This is a genomic window from Streptomyces sp. URMC 129, assembly GCF_051386415.1.
Taxonomy (GTDB): domain Bacteria; phylum Actinomycetota; class Actinomycetes; order Streptomycetales; family Streptomycetaceae; genus Streptomyces.
On the sequence record NZ_JBPQTQ010000011.1, the window covers coordinates 21820 to 38377 of the forward strand.

Annotated in this window: 16 protein-coding genes; 10 read left to right on the forward strand and 6 right to left on the reverse strand. The window is 75.5% G+C overall.

The genetic code is table 11. The annotated features are described in order from the left end of the window. Genes ACSNOC_RS04045 through ACSNOC_RS04055 form a run of 3 tightly spaced genes read left to right on the forward strand, consistent with a single transcriptional unit; the run spans position 1 to position 3808 of the window. A complete protein-coding gene (locus tag ACSNOC_RS04045) occupies positions 1-1500 on the forward strand; it encodes a VWA domain-containing protein (protein ID WP_436745819.1) in 1500 nt (499 codons plus the stop codon). After that, positions 1497-2474, forward strand: a complete 978-nt coding sequence (locus ACSNOC_RS04050) for a hypothetical protein (RefSeq protein ID WP_436745820.1) — start codon at positions 1497-1499, stop codon at positions 2472-2474. Before ACSNOC_RS04045 ends, ACSNOC_RS04050 begins: the two co-directional genes overlap by 4 nt. After that, a complete protein-coding gene (locus ACSNOC_RS04055; protein ID WP_436745821.1) occupies positions 2471-3808 on the forward strand; it encodes an ABC transporter substrate-binding protein in 1338 nt (445 codons plus the stop codon). Before ACSNOC_RS04050 ends, ACSNOC_RS04055 begins: the two co-directional genes overlap by 4 nt. Before the next feature lie 49 nt (positions 3809-3857). Here ACSNOC_RS04055 and ACSNOC_RS04060 read toward each other — a convergent pair whose 3' ends face one another. Then, the gene (locus tag ACSNOC_RS04060; protein ID WP_436745858.1) at positions 3858-4502 is read right to left on the reverse strand and encodes a MerR family transcriptional regulator; all 645 of its coding nucleotides are present in this window, start codon (positions 4500-4502) and stop codon (positions 3858-3860) included. A gap of 92 nt (positions 4503-4594) precedes the next feature. Between ACSNOC_RS04060 and ACSNOC_RS04065 the strand changes: the two genes are divergently transcribed. Further along, a complete protein-coding gene (locus tag ACSNOC_RS04065) occupies positions 4595-5122 on the forward strand; it encodes a DUF4188 domain-containing protein (protein WP_436745822.1) in 528 nt (175 codons plus the stop codon). Between the two features lie 19 nt (positions 5123-5141). On the opposite strand, the gene ACSNOC_RS04070 is transcribed toward ACSNOC_RS04065, so the two are convergent. The 5 genes from ACSNOC_RS04070 to ACSNOC_RS04090 form a co-directional block, all read right to left on the reverse strand. Further along, entirely contained in the window at positions 5142-6416 is a 1275-nt protein-coding gene (locus tag ACSNOC_RS04070; protein ID WP_436745823.1) for a glycosyltransferase, read from the reverse strand. Continuing rightward, the gene (locus ACSNOC_RS04075) at positions 6407-7273 is read right to left on the reverse strand and encodes a class I SAM-dependent methyltransferase (RefSeq protein ID WP_436745824.1); all 867 of its coding nucleotides are present in this window, start codon (positions 7271-7273) and stop codon (positions 6407-6409) included. Before ACSNOC_RS04075 ends, ACSNOC_RS04070 begins: the two co-directional genes overlap by 10 nt. A gap of 202 nt (positions 7274-7475) precedes the next feature. Continuing rightward, the gene (rfbB, locus tag ACSNOC_RS04080; protein ID WP_436745825.1) at positions 7476-8438 is read right to left on the reverse strand and encodes a dTDP-glucose 4,6-dehydratase; all 963 of its coding nucleotides are present in this window, start codon (positions 8436-8438) and stop codon (positions 7476-7478) included. A 430-nt stretch (positions 8439-8868) separates the two neighbouring features. Then, positions 8869-9429: an adenylyl-sulfate kinase gene (gene cysC / locus ACSNOC_RS04085; protein WP_436745826.1), complete on the reverse strand. Its 561-nt coding sequence runs from the start codon at positions 9427-9429 to the stop codon at positions 8869-8871. Then, positions 9426-9701, reverse strand: a complete 276-nt coding sequence (locus ACSNOC_RS04090; protein WP_436745827.1) for a hypothetical protein — start codon at positions 9699-9701, stop codon at positions 9426-9428. Before ACSNOC_RS04090 ends, cysC begins: the two co-directional genes overlap by 4 nt. A gap of 374 nt (positions 9702-10075) precedes the next feature. Here ACSNOC_RS04090 and ACSNOC_RS04095 point away from each other — a divergent pair, with 374 nt between their 5' ends. The 6 genes from ACSNOC_RS04095 to ACSNOC_RS04120 all read left to right on the forward strand — a co-directional run bounded on the left by ACSNOC_RS04095 (position 10076) and on the right by ACSNOC_RS04120 (position 16541). Then, positions 10076-10750: a TetR/AcrR family transcriptional regulator gene (locus tag ACSNOC_RS04095; protein WP_436745828.1), complete on the forward strand. Its 675-nt coding sequence runs from the start codon at positions 10076-10078 to the stop codon at positions 10748-10750. After that, positions 10747-11334, forward strand: coding sequence for a DUF2867 domain-containing protein (locus ACSNOC_RS04100; RefSeq protein ID WP_436745829.1), 588 nt, complete (start codon positions 10747-10749; stop codon positions 11332-11334). Before ACSNOC_RS04095 ends, ACSNOC_RS04100 begins: the two co-directional genes overlap by 4 nt. Before the next feature lie 228 nt (positions 11335-11562). Next, positions 11563-13515: a dynamin family protein gene (locus ACSNOC_RS04105; RefSeq protein ID WP_436745830.1), complete on the forward strand. Its 1953-nt coding sequence runs from the start codon at positions 11563-11565 to the stop codon at positions 13513-13515. After that, complete coding sequence (locus ACSNOC_RS04110; RefSeq protein ID WP_436745831.1) at positions 13515-14231, forward strand: hypothetical protein; 717 nt, start codon at positions 13515-13517, stop codon at positions 14229-14231. The genes ACSNOC_RS04105 and ACSNOC_RS04110 overlap by 1 nt, the downstream gene beginning before the upstream one ends. Continuing rightward, positions 14224-14895 carry a hypothetical protein gene (locus tag ACSNOC_RS04115; protein WP_436745832.1) on the forward strand — a complete coding sequence of 224 codons (672 nt, stop codon included), beginning with the start codon at positions 14224-14226 and terminating at the stop codon, positions 14893-14895. The genes ACSNOC_RS04110 and ACSNOC_RS04115 overlap by 8 nt, the downstream gene beginning before the upstream one ends. Further along, a complete protein-coding gene (locus ACSNOC_RS04120) occupies positions 14892-16541 on the forward strand; it encodes a dynamin family protein (protein WP_436745833.1) in 1650 nt (549 codons plus the stop codon). Before ACSNOC_RS04115 ends, ACSNOC_RS04120 begins: the two co-directional genes overlap by 4 nt. Positions 16542-16558 lie beyond the last annotated feature (17 nt).

Genomic DNA, 16558 nt, shown 5'->3' on the forward strand with positions numbered 1-16558 from the left:
ATGACCGACAGAAGGCACCAGGACCCCGCCCCCGCCGCCCCCGCCATCACGCTGGTGGCCAGCCCGGTGCAGGAGCTGGCCGTGGACGCGGTGGGCGACGGCGTGCACGTCCTCCTCGACGTCCGCACCCGGGGCGTCGACCGGGCCGCGCTCGGCGCCGGACCGGCCGTCGCGGAGGTGATCATCGTGGACTGCTCCGGCTCCATGGGGCTGCCCGGCACCAAGATCGCCGCCGCCCAGGACGCCGCGGACGCCGCGGTCGACGCGCTGCGCGAGGGCACCGCGTTCGCCGTCGTCCAGGGAACGCACCGCGCCGAGATGATCTACCCGGCGGAGGAGCGGCTGGCGACCGCCGACCACGACACCCGCGCCCAGGCCAAGTCCAGGATCAGGCACCTGTTCCCGGGCGGCGGCACCACCATCGGCACCTGGCTCGCCCTCGCCCGCCGCCTCCTCACGGACACCGACGCCGATGTCCGGCACGCCGTGCTGCTCACCGACGGGCGGAACGTGGCCGATGCCGAGCTACTGGAGGCCGAACTCGACGCCTGCGAGGGCCTTTTCATGTGTGACACGCGCGGCGTCGGCGAGGACTGGGACGCCAGGGAGCTGAAGCAGATCGCTGACCGGCTGCACGGCACCGCGTCCGCCGTGCTCGACGACTCCGACCTGCCCGCCGCGTTCGAGGCCATGGTCCGCCGATCGATGGCGCGGACGCTGGCCGGGCTCGTGCTGCGGATCACGCTGGTGCCCGGCAGCCGTATCCGCTACTTCAAGCAGGTGCACCCGGTGCAGCGGGATCTCACCGGCGAGGCACGGCCGGCGGGCGGGCGGTCCGTGGAGTTCCCGACGCCGGCCTGGGCGGGCGACGAGGTCCGCCAGTACCACCTGTGCCTGGACACCGACCCGCCGGAGGGCGAAGTGCCGGGGGAGGAGGTCCAGCTCGCCTACGCGGAGGTGGTCCCGGGTACCGCCCGGGTGCCCGCGCCCCCTCCGGTGCCGGTCCTCGTGGTCTGGCGCCCCGGCGACCGGCCACCGACCGAACCGAACCCGGTCAGCACGTGGTCCCTGCGCTACGACGACCTGGCCGAGGCCCTCGCCGAGGCGTACGAGGCGTTCCGGACGGGCGATCCGGTCGCCGCCGAGGCGCGGCTGGGGGACGCCGCGCGGGCCGCGCACGAGCTGGGCGACGAGAGGTGGCTGCGCCGCCTGGCCGCCGTCGTCACGATCCTCGACGCCGCCGCCGGACGGGTCGCGCTGCGGCAGCCGCTGGACCCCCGCGAGATGGGCATCCTGCTGATGGACAGCGACGTCACCAGCGTGGCGACCGGCTTGGAGCCCGGCGACCGGGCCGACCCGGTCGATCCGCACCGGGCCGGCCCGGAGCCGGACGGGGCGGAGGACCGCGGGACAGTCCCGCCCGCCCGGCGTCGCCCGCGCCGCGGCACGGACTCCGGCACGCCCGGCGCCCCCGGCGACGCCGCGGCGGCACCCGCATGAGCGGCACCCGCCGTTCCCTCGTCCGGCGCACCGGGGCGCTGGTCGGGCTCACCGTCGCCACGGTCGCCGCCCTGCTCGCCGCCTACACCGGGGTGCACGGCGGGGCGGGCCCGCTGCGCGACGAGACCGCGCCCGCGATCCTCGACGTGACGGCGGCGCAGAACGCGCTCCGCCAGGCGGGCGCCGCCACCCGCGACGCCCCCGGCGGCTACCGGGTGCAGATCGCGGTGGCCAACCAGAGCCTGGCCCGTGCCGCCGAGGCCGGAGTGCTGGGTGAGTCCGGGCTGAGCACCCTGGAGACCGTCACCGGGCTGATCGTCTCCTACGGCGGCTGGCTGGAACAGGCCGACCGGCTGCCCGAAGACTCCCCGCTGCGCGAGGCGTACCTGTACTACGCCGAGCGGATGCTGACCGGCGACGGCACCGGCACCGGCATCCTGGAACGGCTGGAGACCCTCCAGACCGGGCGGCCGGCTCCCGGCGGCGGTGCCGGGCAGGCCGACGTGCTGGCCGACCAGGCGGCGTTCGGCTGGTCCCTGCGGCTGGCGTGGGGCGCGGCGTTGCTGTGCGCCGCCGTCCTCGTCGCCGCGCTGCTGGAGACCCAGCTCTTTCTGCTCCGCCGTTTCCGGCGCCGGGTCAACCCGGCGCTGCTGGCCGCGACCCTGACGGTCGTGCTCGGTGTCGCCGCGCTGATCGTCCTCACCGTCCAGACCCAGAACGCCAAGGCGGCGTCGCGGGACGACCTGACGGCCATCCTGTCCGCCGCCGACGACGCCTCCGGCGCCGGACAGGCCCCGGAGCTGGTCTCGCACACCATCCGCACCACCGCAGAGGAGGTCGGTTCCCACATGACCAACACCGACTGGCGGGCGGGCCTGACCGGTGCGATACCGGTCCTGGGGCTGCTGCTCGCCGCCGAGGTGACGCTCGGCATCCGCCCGCGCCTCGCCGAGTACCGGTTCCGGTCGCGATGAGCCGCCGCACCGTCGTCGCCGTGCTGGGGCTGACGCTGGCCCTGCTCGCCGGGTCCACCGTCTGGCTGGTCCGCTCCGCCGCCTCCGGGGGCAGCATCACCGTGCTGGCCACCTGGTCCGGCGGTGACGCGGCGGCCTTCGCCCGGCTCACGGACGCCTTCACGGAGGAGACCGGCATCGAGGTGGACTACCAGGGCACGACCGCCATGCGCGAAGTCCTGCTCTCCCAGGTCCAGTCCGGCTCGCCCCCGGACGTCGCGATCCTGTCCAGCACGGGCGAGCTGGCCGAATTCGTGGAGCGCGGCGAGGCGTTCCCGCTGGACGACGCGTTCGGCGACCGGGCGCAGGCCCTGCGGGAGACGTACGGCGCGCCCTGGCTGTCCCCGCCGGACCTGGGTGACGGGCGGAGCGTCTACTGGTTCCCCGTCAAGGCCGACCTCAAGAGCCTGGTCTGGTACGACCGTTCGGAGCTTCCTGATCCGGACGCCGCGCTGCCCGCGCTGATGGCGGACGGCGACACATGGTGCCTGGGCATGGGCTCCGACGCCACCTCGGGCTGGCCCGGAACGGACTGGGTGGAGGACCTGCTGCTCCAGCGGCCCGGTGGCACCGCCGTCTACGAGGAGTGGGCCACCGGCACGCACAGCCGCTGGACGTCGGAGGAGATGCGGGACGCCTGGCTGGCGTTCGGCCGGCTGGTCACCGCCGGTGGGTCGGAGCGGGCGGTCGAGTCCCTCACCACCGACTACGGCGTCGCCTCCCGCGGGCTCTCCCCGGAGGCCGGCGAGGACGTGCGGGACTGCGCCCTGGACCACCGGGAGTCCAACGCCCGCGGCGCGTACGGCCCGGCGGACGCGGCGTTCATGCCGTCCGCGCGGGTCTTCCCGGACACGGCCGGCGAGCCCGGAGCCTGGGAGGTGGGCGGGGACTTCGCGGCCATGTTCCGGCAGAGCGACGAGGCGGAGGCGTTGATGCGGTTCCTCGCCTCGGCCGGGGCGCAGGACCTGTGGGTCCCGGACTCCTCCGGCGAGACGTCGACGCCGCTGTCCGCGAACCGCGACACGACGGCGTTCTCGTCCGGCGACGACCCGCTGACGACCGAGCTGACCGCCCTGCTCCGCGACGAGGGGGCGGTGCGCTGCCTGGACGCGTCCGACACCATGCCCCCGGTCCTGCGCGACGCGTTCCACCGCGCCGTGCTGACGTTCCTTTCCTCCGTCGGCACCTATCTCGAACGGCCCGGCGAACTGGACGCGTTGCTGGGCGAGTTGCGCGAAGTGAGCGAGCAGGCCGAGGCGTCGGGCGGCGTCTGGCTCTCCACCGTCTGCGGCTGACCGGCCGCGCCGCGTCGCCCGTCGTGACCGCCGAGGAGGCGGCCCGCGGTCACTCCAGGCCGTACCGGCGCGCCGATTCCTCCTCCTGCGCGAGGTGGTGCAGGGCCCGGAGCACGGGCTCGAAGAGCAGCGCGGCGGCGACCACGGTCTCGGCCTTCTCCGCCTCGGACGGATAGGTCTCCAGGAAGTCGTGGTCCCGGACGGCCACCCGGTGCATCAGCTCGGCGTACGGCGCCAGGCGTTCGGCGTCCCCGGGGTAGCCCAGCCGGATCAGGGTGGCCACCGCGACCACCAGGGCCCGGTGGGAGGGGGAGAGGGCGCCCAGCTCGCGGGCGGTCGTCCAGCCCAGGGCCTCCAGCAGCCGGTCGACCTCGCGGCGGGCGGTCTCGACGGCCTCGTCGGCGGGGTCGGGCTCCGGGGCCTGGGGCAGGGCCCACAGGGCCGCGCCCAGCCGCATGGTGCGGCCGAGGGAGTCGTCGTCGACGTGCCGGAGCACCTCCTGGACGGTCGCGACGGGAACGCGGCCGACCTGGATCAGCGCGCGGATCAGCCGCAGCCGGCGGAGGTGGCCGTCGTCGTAGTCGGCCGTGGTGGTGCCGACGCGGCGGCCCGGCGGGAGCATCCCCGAGCGCAGGTAGTACTTGATCGAGGCGGTGGAGACACCGCTCCGTCTGCTCAGTTCCGCCAGCCGCACGCTCTTGTCGCCCTCCTCGAAGAGTGCCATCATCTCAGCCCAGTAACTCGGATAATGCCATTATCCGACTGAGATGGATACGGAGGCGCGTCATGCCCGCCACACCCATACCCGGACGCACCACCGCGGCTCTGGAAGGCGACGCGGTGGTCCTGCTGATCGGCATGCGCATCAACCACTTCTGGGCGGTGCACCAATGGCTGCCGGTCTTCCTGGCGATGCCGCGCATGCTCCGCGAACTGGCGAAGGACCCCGCCCGCGGCCTGCTCGGCCGCGTCCTGCTCACCGCCTCGCCCCGCACCTACTACGTGGTCCAGTACTGGGACTCCAAGGAGAGCCTCTACGCCTACGCCGCCGCGCCCGACGGGTACCACCACCGCATGTGGTCGCTCCTCAACCGCAAGGAGCGCGCGGGCAAGGCCCGTCAGCACGTGGGCCTGTGGCACGAGACGTACATCGCGCCGCAGGGCGGGCACGAGTCGATCTACTTCGACATGCCCCCCTTCGGCCTCGCGGCGGCCACCGGCGTCCTCCCCGTGGAACGCCGGGGCCGCACGGCCGCCGCCCGCCTGGCCCACCGCCCGGCGGACACCGCCCCCGCGGACACCCCCGGCACCTGACGGGAGGCCAGGCGCCGGGTCACCGCTCCGCGGCGGCCTTCTCCACCAGATCGGCCGCCCGGCCCCCGGCGTCCTCCTCGGCCAGGAGGGCGCCGAGGCGCCGTGCGCGGCGCCGGACGTCCGGGGCGAGCACCGACGCCGCCGCACGCAGCAGGGTGCGCTCGGTCAGTTCCGTGAAACGCAGGGTCCGGCCCACCCCGAGCCGCTCCACCTGCCGCCCCCAGAACGGCTGGTCGAACGCGACCGAGCACACGACGGTCGGCAGCCCCGCCGCGATCGACGCGGCCGTCGTCCCCGCGCCGCCGTGGTGCACGGCGAACCGGCAGCGCGGCAGGACGGCGTCGTGGTCGACGGCGCCGACCACGCGGACCCGGGCCGGGTCGGTGATCCCGGCGGCGACGTCGAACGCGCTCCACCCCGCGCCGACCAGGGCGCGCACCCCGAGCGCACGGCTGACGTTCTCGATCACCGCGAGCGTCGCGGGCACGTCCTGGACCGGCATGCTGCCGAAGCCGAAGAAGGCGGGCGGCTCGCCCGCCGCGAGCCACGCCGCCAGCTCCGGGTCCACACCGTCCTCGCCGAGGAGACGCCGCTGCTCCCGGGAGAGCCCGGGGTAGCCGACGAGCGGACGCCGCGGATCCCAGTCGGCGAGCTCGGGAACGAGGTGGCGGCTGTACGCCTGGAGTTCGGGCGCGGCGGACCGCTCCAGCCGGACGGGCGTGGGCTCCCGCGTCGGCGGCAGGCCGAGCCGGGCGCGGAACCGGTTGACGTATCCGCCGGTCATCCGCCACTCGGCGTGGACCGCCAGCGTGTGCGTCAGGCGGTTGACGCCCCCCGGATACCGGTGCTGGGGGACGAACACCGAGGGGAACGCGCGGTTCGAGCGCCGGGGCGCGTGGTGCAGACACACCAGCGGGATGCCGCGCGCCTCGGCGAGGCAGGCCGTCTCGTCCTCGGTGATCAGCCCCGACACGATGACGTCGGCGTCCCGCGCCAGCGCGGTCAGGACGGCCTGCGGCCCCTCCGCGACCTTCAGCTTGTACGCCAGCAGCCCTTTGACGTACTTGCCGCTCCTCCCGTCCGCGAGGAAACGCCGGCCCTCCTCCGACTCCAGGAAGTCCTTCGCCCTGACTCCGACGGAGACCGTGGTGAGGCCCAGGCGCGTCCCGAAGTCCACGAGGTCCGCGGGCAGTGCCACCGACACCTCGTGGCCGCGCGCCGCGAGTCCGGCCGCGAGGACCACGGTGGGCTGGACGTCCCCCCTGCTGCCCAGTCCGGCGATGGCTACGCGCACGGCCGCGGCTCCCCGGTGCGGGCCTCGACGATCCGCACCCGGTCGGCGCCCGGCGCGCCGACGCCCGGGATGCCGCCGCGGAAATCGACGGGCCGGTGGAGCGTGGCCGTGGCGAAGCCCGCCGCGCGCAGCGCCGCCTCGGCGTCGGACGCGCGGCCGTGGTGGAAGTACAGACGCCCGCGCACCACCGCGGCGAGCAGCTTCTTCGTCGCGGACTCCAGCGGCCCGCTGTTCTCCTGCCCCAGGTGCAGGTCCGACAGGTAGAGGCCGTGCGGGAACCGGCCCGTCAGCCCGGCGATCCGCTCCCACAGCCCGGTCAGGCCGGCGGGCGGCAGATAGCTCAGCAGGCCCTCGGTGATCACCGCCAGCCCCCGCTCCGGATCGAGCCGTCCGGCCGCGGCCGACAGGCTCAGCGGACCGCTCTCCGCCAGCACGTCCACGGACTCCACCCGGTGCGGACCGGCCGACGGACCCATGCGGGCCAGCGCCCGGCGCTTGCGCTCGGCCATGCCGGGCAGATCGGCCTCGACGTAGGTGATCCGGTCCCCGAAGCGCGTGACGAACGACCGCCCGCGCGGCGACATCCCGGCGGCGAGTTCCAGCACCTGCCCCACCCGGCCGGAGGTGATCGCCTCGGTCAGCAGGTGGTCGATCACCCGGTGCCGGGCCAGCAGCAGCCCTTCGAGCGTGGGCCCGCCGAACGCCCGGCTGGCGGCCATCAGGGGGCGCAGCCCGTACCAGGCCAGGCGGCCCTGCCGGGTGGCGAACTCCCGCGCACCGAGGCCGTGGCGAGCCCACACGTACCCCGTGTAGTGGGCGGTGGGACTGATCCGGGCGGAATCGCCGGGTGAGGTCATGGGCGCGTCCTGGTGTCGCGGCGGGTGCCGCGGACCGGACGGGCCACCGCCCGATCGCCGGACTCCGCGCCGCCCGCGGGCCGAAAGAGCCGGGGCGCCGAAGCGGGGACCGCCGCGGCGGCCCCACCTCGCGCGGCCTCATCCTACGGGCGCCCCCCGCGCGCCGACTCCCCCTGGCACGCGCCGACTTCGAAGGTCCGTCCTACGACCACCACGAGCCGTGGTGGTCGCGGTACCACCGCACCGTGTCGGCCAGCCCGGCGGCGAAGTCGTGCCGGGGGGTGTATCCCAGCTCGCGGTGGATCTTCGACCAGTCCACCGCGTAGCGCCGGTCGTGGCCCTTGCGGTCGGCGACCCGCGTCACGGAGTCCCAGCCCGCGCCGCAGGCGTCCAGCAGCGCCGCCGTGAGCTGCTTGTTGGTCAGCTCCGTGCCGCCGCCGATGTTGTAGACCTCGCCGGGCCTTCCGGCGGTCAGGACGGCGAGGAGCCCCTGGCAGTGGTCGTCCACGTGGAGCCAGTCGCGGACGTGCTCGCCGTCCCCGTACAGCGGCACCGGCCGGCCGCGCAGAAGGTTCGTGACGAAGAGCGGGATCACCTTCTCGGTGCCCTGGTACGGGCCGTAGTTGTTGGAGCAGCGGGTGACGCGGACGTCGAGGCCGTGCGTCCGGTGGTAGGACAGGGCGAGCAGGTCACCGGCCGCCTTCGAGGCCGCGTACGGGGAGCTGGGGCGCAGCGGGGCGTCCTCGGCGAAGCTGCCGACCGGCACCGAGCCGTACACCTCGTCCGTGGACACCTGGAGGAACGGGACCGTGCCGTGCCGGAGCGCGGCGTCCAGCAGCGTCTGCGTGCCGAGCACGTTGGTCCGCACGAAGACGTCCGCGGCCTCGATCGAGCGGTCCACGTGGCTCTCGGCGGCGAAGTGCGCCACGGCGTCGTGGCCGGGCAGCAGCCGGTCCACGAGGGCGGCGTCCGTGATGTCGCCGTGGACGAAGCGGAATCCCGGGTGGTGGCGCACCGGGTCGAGGTTCTCCGGCCTGCCCGCGTAGGTGAGGCTGTCCAGGACGGTCACCCGGACGCCGTCGCCCAGCGGCCGGTCCGGACCGAGCACCTTCCTGACGAAGTGGGACCCGATGAAGCCCGCCGCACCGGTCACGAGGAGCCTCATGAGGGGATCCGCGCTTCGCCTCCGCCGGGGCCGCCGGCCGTCCCCCCGCCGCGCGGGGAGCCCCGCTCCGCCACCGACCCGTTCACTTCGACCCTTTCCGGCCCGTTGGTCCCTCCGAATCCGGTCATCCTAAGCGCCCCTCCGCCCACCCGGCACGGGCAGGAGCGGCCTCGGCCGCTTCCCGCGCCTCGGGAAGCAGGCGCAGGCCCTCCTCCGCGCGGGCCGGCAGATCGGCGGTCGAGGCGATGCCGAGTCCGGCGACGACGCGGTCGCGGTAGGCGATGACCCCCGGGGAAGCTGTGCCCGGTGCCGACGTGCGGGAGGGACGGGAGGGACGGGAGGGAGAGGGGAAGTGGCGCGGGGGCGAACGCCTCCGGCGGCGGGTCCGGACGCGACAGGGCGTACGCGCTGCCGCCGGCGGTCCCGCCGGTCAGGCCAGTCCCCTCTCCGCCAGCGCCGCGCAGAGCGCCGCCGCGGAATCCGCCACGCTCTGCCGGTGTGCCTCGATGCGCACGTCCGGGGCGGTGGGCGGCTCGTACGGGTCGTCCACTCCGGTCAGCCCGGATATCTCCCGCGCGGCCTGCCTGGCGAACAGGCCCTTCACGTCGCGCGCGGCGCAGACCTCCACCGGCGTGGCCACGTAGACCTCCAGGTACGGGGTGCCCGAGGCGCGGTGGCGCGCCCGCACCGCCTCGCGGCTGTCCGCGCAGGGAGCGATCACCGGCACCAGCACGATGATCCCGTTGCGGGCGAGGATCTCCGCCATCACGCCGATCCGCTGCACGTTGCGGTGCCGGTCCTCGCGGGAGAAGCCCAGCCCGGCCGACAGGCCCGCCCGGATCTGGTCGCCGTCCAGCACCTCCACCCGGCGCCGGTCGCGGCGCAGCCGCTCCGCGGTGACGTTCGCGATGGTGGTCTTGCCCGCGCTGGGCAGGCCGGTCAGCCAGACGGTCGAGCCCGGGCGGCACGTGCAGTAGGGCGGGCTGCTCATCGTGCCTCCCCGGCGGGACGCCCGGCGGCGATCCACTCGCGTACGGCGTCGGTCGGGACGGCCTGGGCCAGGCGGAACCCCGCGGCGTCGACGTGCTCGTGGAGGGTGCGGCCGGGCTCGGCGTCGCCGGGGCCGCAGGAGGCCGTCGGGACTCCGCTCCAGGTGGTGGCCAGGGTGTTCATGTCGCTGCTGCCCTTCTTGAGGAGGATGCGCGGGGTCGTCCCGGCGGTCCGGAAGACCTTTACCAGCTCGCTGGAACGCGGGGTCGACACACCGGGGGGCCCGCGGGACGTCCAGCCGCACGGGCTCGGCGACCGGCTTCCGCAGTGCGGCGAGCGGCTCCTCCACGCCGAGCCCGGGCGGCACGCGCACGTCCACGACGGCCTCTCCCCCTGGACGTCCCCCTGATCGCGGGCCTCGATGCCGAGGACGGCGGTCAGGGCGTCGGGATTCAGCCGCGCGACCTCCGCGCGGACCGGTGACGGACGTAAAGCCGAAAGTCGGAATTCCACATTTGTGCCCCATTCATCCGCCCGGTCCATATTCGCCGGGTCGCTCCTTATCGGCGGAAACCGGGGTATACGGTTCGCGTCGCGGGAGGCGGGGCCGTGTGGCGTCCCCACCGGTGCCGCCGTAACATACATACATGCATGTACGAATGCGGGACGCGGCGGATACCGGGGGCCGGGACCGTCCCACCCAGGCCGACCGGAGCGCGCGCACGCGCACCGCGCTGCTCGAATCGGCCGCCCGCGGGCTCTCCCGCTACGGCTACGGCCGCCTGAGGCTGGAGCAGGTGGCACGCGACGCCGGGTACACGCGCGGCGCGCTCTACCACCAGTTCAAGGACAAGCAGGACCTGACGCTGGCGGCGATCGCCTGGGTCGTCGAGACCTGGCTGCGCGAGGTCGGCCGCTCGGTCGAGCGGGAAGCCGACCCCGTGGCGGCGCTGCTCACCCTCGCGCGCGGCCACGCCGTCTACTGCCGGCGCGACGTGGCGCGGATGCCGGTCGCGCTGCGGCTGGAGTTCAGCGGACAGGACCATCCCGTCGGCCGCGAGGTCGAGCGCGGCTACGCGGCGCTCGTCAGCCGCTGCGACCACCTCATCGCCGCCGGTCGCGCCACCGGGGCGATCCCGCCCGGCCCGCCGACCGGAATCCTCGCGCTCGCCGTCGTCGGCGCGCTGGAGGGCACGGTGATCGCCCTGGCCGGACAAGCCCCCCACGACGAACAGCTCGCGGCCCGCGCCGTCGCCGGCGTCCTCGGACTCGGCTCCCTCGCCGTGCCCCACCCCACCGACCCCCCGGAGGCCCACGCATGAAACTCCCGAACACCGCACACACCTCCCCGCCCTGGCGGATCCACGAGATCACGCCCGACTTCCGCCTCTACGACGTGTGGGCGCTGCCGACGCCGGGAGGCCCCGGCGACTTCCCGCGCCTGGTGCGGCAGACCGCCTCGGGCGATACGGCGGACAACCCGTCACGGGCCGCCCGCGCGCTCTTCGCGATCCGCTGGAAGCTCGGCGAACTGCTCGGCTGGGACACCCGGGACTCCGGCGTCGGCTCCCGGGTGCCGACGCTGCGCGACCGGCTGCCCGCCGACCTGCGTGACGGACCGTCGGGACCGGAGTTCGACCGCCTGCCCTTCAGCTCGGTCTACCTGACGGACGACGAGTGGGCGTCGGAGATGGCCAACCGGACCGTGCACGCGGTCATGCACCTCGCCTGGGTCCCGGACGACACCGGCGGCCACCGGGGGCAGATGGCCGTCCTGGTGAAGCCGAACGGCCTGTTCGGGAAGGTCTACATGGCCGCGATCGCCCCGTTCCGGCACCTGGTCGTGTACCCGCCGCTGATGCGGCGCATCGCACAGACATGGCAGGCCGGCAGCCCCGCGGCCTGAAACGCGTCGCAGAACCGCCGGGCGGCCGTCGATCCCCTTCCGGGACGCCGCCGAGAACAGGGCGGCGGCCACGCCTCATCGGCACACGAGGGCTGGGTGTCGCCTCCCGGCTTCTGCGAGGCGTCCCGCCCGCCCTTTACTTCTCCTGTCGTTCCTGGTCAACTTGTGGGCAGTGTCACGTTGTTGTGTGAGCGCGGTGTATCTCGCTCGCCTGTCCACGGGGGGCGTATGGCGCTGGAGGAGTTCGCCGCGCTGCGGGACGGGATCCTCGCCGAGTTCGCGGAGTTCGCGGCCGGGGGACCGCGTTCGGCGGCGGCGCTCGCGGCGGCGCGCGAACGGCTGGAGAACGCCCGGCTGACCGTCGCCTTCACGGGCGAGTTCAAGTCCGGCAAGTCGAGCCTGATCAACGCGCTCCTCGGCGAGGTCGACCCGCCGCGGCTGCTGCCGGAGGCCGAGGAGATCGCCACCGGCGTCGTCACCGCCGTCTCCCACGCCGACCCCGAGCGCGTCACCGTCGTCCTGCGCGCGGCGGACGGCACGGCCGGGGAGCGCCTGACCGTCTCTCGGGCGGAGCTGCCCCGCTACGTCACCGAGACCGGGAACCCGGAAGGAGTCCGGGACGTCCTGCTGGTCTCCGTGGGGACCCCGAGCCCGCTGCTCGCCCCCGGCCTCCAACTGGTCGACACGCCCGGCACCGGCGGCCCCCACCTCCGCCACAGCGCCGACGCCATGGCCTTCCTGCCCAGCGCCCACGCCGTGGTCTGCGTGCTGGACTCCGGGCAGGCCCTGCTGGCCGGTCACGTGCGCGCGGTGCGGCAGGCGGCCGAGGCGGTGGAGGCCACCGGCAGCCGCGGGGCCCTGCTGTTCGCGCTGACGAAGACCGACACCGGCGGCTACGGCGAGGTCCTCACCGACGCCGTCGCCAAGATCGCGACCGCACTCGACCGGCCGGCCGAGGACGTCGTCGTGGTCCCCGTGTCCGCCCGCGCCCACCGCGACTATCTCGCGTACGGCGAGCCGGAGGACCTGGAGCTGGGCAACGTGCCGGCGCTGGAACGTGCCCTGGAGACGGCGCTGGCGGCGCGGGGGATCCCCGCGGTGCTCGGCGACGCGCTGCGCGCCCTCCGGGAGGGGCTCGACGCGCGGCTCGGCCCGCTGCGCGCGGAGCGCCGGGCGCTGGGCGACGCGACGGCCGAGGCGGGCCGGGCGAGCAGGGAGGCGGCCGAACGGCGCGGGCGGCGCCTCGACGAGCTGCGCGGGAAGCGAGCGGCGTGGCGCGGTGACCTCCACGAGCGCGCCACCGCCCTGCAGGCGGAGCTCGCCGCCTACGGGGAGGACCGCCTGGCGGCCGTGTGGGACCACTGCGAGGCGTCGTACCTCTACGACCCGGCCTACCTGTACGCCCCGGACAAGCTCGTGGAGCGGCTGACGGCCGACGCGGCCCTCGTGGTCGGCTCGGTCAACGAGCGGGCGAGGGACGCCGCCGCGCGGATGCTGGAGGATTTCACCCGGACGTCCGGACTCGACCTGGGCACGGCGTCCCTCGCCGAGCAGCAGGGACCGCCGCCACCGGAGGCCGAGGTCACCGGCACGCTCGGTCAGGAACTGCGCGGCAGCCCGCTGAAACGCAAGCTGCGCGACCTCTCGTTCGGCGGCGGCATCGGCTCCACGGTGGGCGGATTCCTCGGGAGTCTCGTCCTGCCCGGCCTCGGCACCGCCATCGGCGTGGCCGCGGGCGGCCTGGTCGGCATGGCCGCGGGCTGGGACAGCGCCGGCCGGGACGTCCGCAACGAGGACATCAAGCAGCGACGGCAGAGCCTGGCCACGGAGCTGAAGCCGGTGCGCCGGGAGCAGCGCGGGCACGTCCTGCGGGCGGCGCGGGACATCGGCCAGGAGTTCGGCGCGTGGGCGGAGGCCGAGCTGGACCGGCGGATCGCCGTGGAGCGGGAGACCAACGAGCGGCTGATCGAGGGGCTCAGCCGGGTCCGGCGGCTCACCGAGGAGCAGGCCGCCGCCCGCATCGCGGAACTCGACGCCGAACTGGCCCCGCTGGTGCGGCGCGAGGCCAGGTTCGCCACCCTCGCGGCGCGGGCCGAACGGCTGGCCGCGACCGGCCGCGCCACCCCACCCCCGCCGCCCGGCGAGCCGGGTGCGGACGACATCTCCTGGGCGGAGCAGTGATGCTGGGCGACTTCGACTTCACCGACGACCACGACCCCGACCCCGGAATCAACACCGACACCGGCACCGCCGACGACGAAGCCGTCGCGGCGGACGCGCCGGAGCCCGCGGCGACGGAGCCGGAGCCCGCCGGATACGACCCGGGAGCCGCGGTCGTCGGCGACCCGGAGACCTCCGCGACCTACTGGCACCGGCAGGACGCCGACTTTTCCTGCGCCGTCGCCGCCCAGGAGTTCGTGCTGGACGAGGTGACCGGCACCGACCGGACGGAGGCCGAGCTGGCGGTGCTGGCCGAGGAGCGGGGCTGGTACCAGCCGGGCGCCGGCACCCCCCTGGCGGACATGGCCAACCTGCTGGAGCACCACGGGATCCCCGTGCGGCGCGAGGAGGGCGCGAACCTGGACGACGTCCGCTTCGCCCTCGCCGACGGCGACAAGCTGCTCGTCCCCGTCGACGCCGACGAGATCGCCGCGCCGTTCCACACCCCCGCGTCGCCGCTGGCGGACTACCCGACCATCCCCGGCCAGGGGCCCGACCACGCCGTCCAGGTCACCGGCCTCGACTACACCGACCCGGCGGGCACCTGGGTGATCCTCAACGACCCCGGCCGCCCCGACGGCGCCGGCTACCGGGTGCCCGTCGAGGCGTTCTGGGCGGCCTGGGAGGACTCCGGCCGGTATCTCGTCCGGGCGGAGGGAGAACGGACCGTTGAATAACCCGGCGCGTGACCCCGCGCGTGGCCCCGGCCCGCCCCGCACGCCCCGCGGCCCCGGATTCCGGGCCTCGGACGCGTACACCAGCAGCGCCACCGGCCGCCTGATGCGCGACCTGCGCCGCATGCCGCTGTTCCGGCAGCTCGTCCCGATGGAGGCGTTCCTCGCCTGGCCCGCGCCGCTGCGGCGGCCCGGGCCCCGCGACCGGCCCGCCGTGCTGCTCCGCTTCCCCCTGTTCGGGGGACGCCGCGCCCCCGGCGGCACCGGACTGCTGCTCCACCCGCCCTTCGCCACGCTGACGGTCGACCGCCGCACGCGCCGGATCACCGAATACACCGACCTGCGGTACACCCGGCCCCGGCCCTGGCCGATGCCCGGCACACCGGGCCCCGTCGGTACCTTCCCCCGGCCGGACGCGCCGTGGACCACCGTGGGCGACTACCTGGCCGACGTGGAGCGCCTGCTGCTGGGGTACGACGCCCTGCTGCACGCCCTCGACGAGGGCCGCGCGCTGCCGGAGCCGGACGCGGCCACGTTCGCGGGGCTCCTCGGCCGCCTCGTGGAGCCGGGGCTGGCCCCCTACCTCCGCGCGCTGGCCCCCGCCTTCTTCTCCCGGTTCCTCGGCCCGGAACCGGACCCGGCCCAGCGCCCCGGGCAGGATCCGTGACGGGGACCGGCCCCCGGGACCGGGCCGCCGCCGCCTTCGACGCGGCCGGGGCCGCCGTGGCCGGCATCCCGGCCCTCGCACCCCTGGCCCGCGCCCTCGCCACCCACCGGGAGCGGCTGGCCGATCCGCCGCGCGTCGCCCTCGTGGGCCGCGTCAGCTCCGGCAAGTCCACCCTCGTCAACGCCCTGCTCGGCGAGGACCTCGCGCCCACCGGCGTCACCGAACTCACCTTCAACGTCACCTGGCTCACCAGCGGCCCCGCCCGCACCGTCACCGCCCACTTCCGCGACGGCGGACCGCCGCGCCGCTACCGGCCCGAGGACCTCGCCGCCCTCGCCGGCGCGGCGCGGACCGGCGACGCCGACCAACTCGCGCTGCTCCGCGCCGTCGACCACCTCGTCGTCACCGACCCCAACCCCGTGCTGCGCTCCTTCGACCTCATCGACACCCCCGGCCTCGACTCCGTCCTCTCCGGCGAGTCGGCCCGCACCCTGCGGCTGCTCGGCCGGGACGGCGACGCCGTGCACGCCGCCTCGTCGGCCGCCGCGAACCAGGCCGACGCCCTCCTCGTCGTCACCCCCTGGCACGGCCTCGCCGACTCGCTGCGCGGCCTCCTCACCCAGGTCACCGGCGCCGGTTTCGCCACCCAGGGCCCCATCGGCACCGTGGGCGCCCTCACCAAGATCGAGCTGCTGTGGCCCGACGCCGCCGACCCGCTGCGCCGCGCCCACGAGCTGGCCGAGCGGCTGATGCGCGCCCCGGGCACGGCCCGCGTGCTGTACACCCTCGCACCGGTGGCCGGGCGGCTCGCCGCCGGAGCCGCGGCGCTCACCGCCGCCCAGGTCGCCGATCTGTCCGCACTGGCCCCCCTCACCGCCCGGCCCGCCCCGGGCGGCAGCCGCCCGGGCGGCGACCCGCGCGCCCCGGGCGACGCGCTGGCCCGGCACCTGTGCCGCGGCCCGCTGTTCGAGAGCCGCGAGTACCCCGACCTGCCGGTGCCCCCCGCCCGCCGGGCCGCGCTGGTCCGCCTCCTCAGCCCCTACGGGGTCCACCTCGCCTGCCGCCTGCTCCACGAGCGGCAGGCGACCGGACTGCCCGCCCTGCGCGCCGCCCTCGTCGAGCAGAGCGGCGTCACCGGACTGCGGCGGCTCCTCACCGAGCACTTCGGCAACCGGGCCGACCTGATCCGGACGCGCGGCCTGCTCGACCGCACCTACCTGGTCCGCGACGGCCTGACGCCCCGGCTGACCGGCCCGCGCGAGCGGCTCGCCCTCACCGACGCCATGGCGCCGCTGCTCGCCCTCGACCACGACGAGCACGGCTTCGCGGAACTCCGCACGCTGCGCGACCTCTACGACGGCAAGCTCCACCTCACGCCCGCCGACACCGAGGAACTGCTGTGCGTCACCGGCGAGTACGGCACGACCCCCGCCGCCCGGCTCGGGCTGCCCGAGACCGCGGACCACGACGCCCTGCTCGCGCGGGCCCACCGCCACCGCGCCCGCTGGGCCGCGCACGCCGTCGACCCCGCGTACGGCGGCCGGACCCGGCAGGCCGCGTTCACCCTGCGGCGCAGCTACGAACGGCTCATCGCCCGGCTCGGCCGGACCGGCGACGCCGCCGGCCGCGCCCGGCCCACCCCCTGAGACCCCGCGACCCCACC

Excerpts from the sequence above, each read along its gene's own strand:
- ACSNOC_RS04045 (WP_436745819.1), top strand. The coding sequence starts at position 1 with ATGACCGACAGAAGGCACCAGGACCCCGCCCCCGCCGCCCCCGCCATC.
- ACSNOC_RS04050 (WP_436745820.1), top strand. The coding sequence starts at position 1,497 with ATGAGCGGCACCCGCCGTTCCCTCGTCCGGCGCACCGGGGCGCTGGTC.
- ACSNOC_RS04055 (WP_436745821.1), top strand. The coding sequence starts at position 2,471 with ATGAGCCGCCGCACCGTCGTCGCCGTGCTGGGGCTGACGCTGGCCCTG.
- ACSNOC_RS04065 (WP_436745822.1), top strand. The coding sequence starts at position 4,595 with ATGCCCGCCACACCCATACCCGGACGCACCACCGCGGCTCTGGAAGGC.
- ACSNOC_RS04075 (WP_436745824.1), bottom strand. The coding sequence starts at position 7,273 with ATGACCTCACCCGGCGATTCCGCCCGGATCAGTCCCACCGCCCACTAC.
- rfbB (WP_436745825.1), bottom strand. The coding sequence starts at position 8,438 with ATGAGGCTCCTCGTGACCGGTGCGGCGGGCTTCATCGGGTCCCACTTC.
- cysC (WP_436745826.1), bottom strand. The coding sequence starts at position 9,429 with ATGAGCAGCCCGCCCTACTGCACGTGCCGCCCGGGCTCGACCGTCTGG.
- ACSNOC_RS04095 (WP_436745828.1), top strand. The coding sequence starts at position 10,076 with ATGCATGTACGAATGCGGGACGCGGCGGATACCGGGGGCCGGGACCGT.
- ACSNOC_RS04100 (WP_436745829.1), top strand. The coding sequence starts at position 10,747 with ATGAAACTCCCGAACACCGCACACACCTCCCCGCCCTGGCGGATCCAC.
- ACSNOC_RS04105 (WP_436745830.1), top strand. The coding sequence starts at position 11,563 with ATGGCGCTGGAGGAGTTCGCCGCGCTGCGGGACGGGATCCTCGCCGAG.
- ACSNOC_RS04110 (WP_436745831.1), top strand. The coding sequence starts at position 13,515 with ATGCTGGGCGACTTCGACTTCACCGACGACCACGACCCCGACCCCGGA.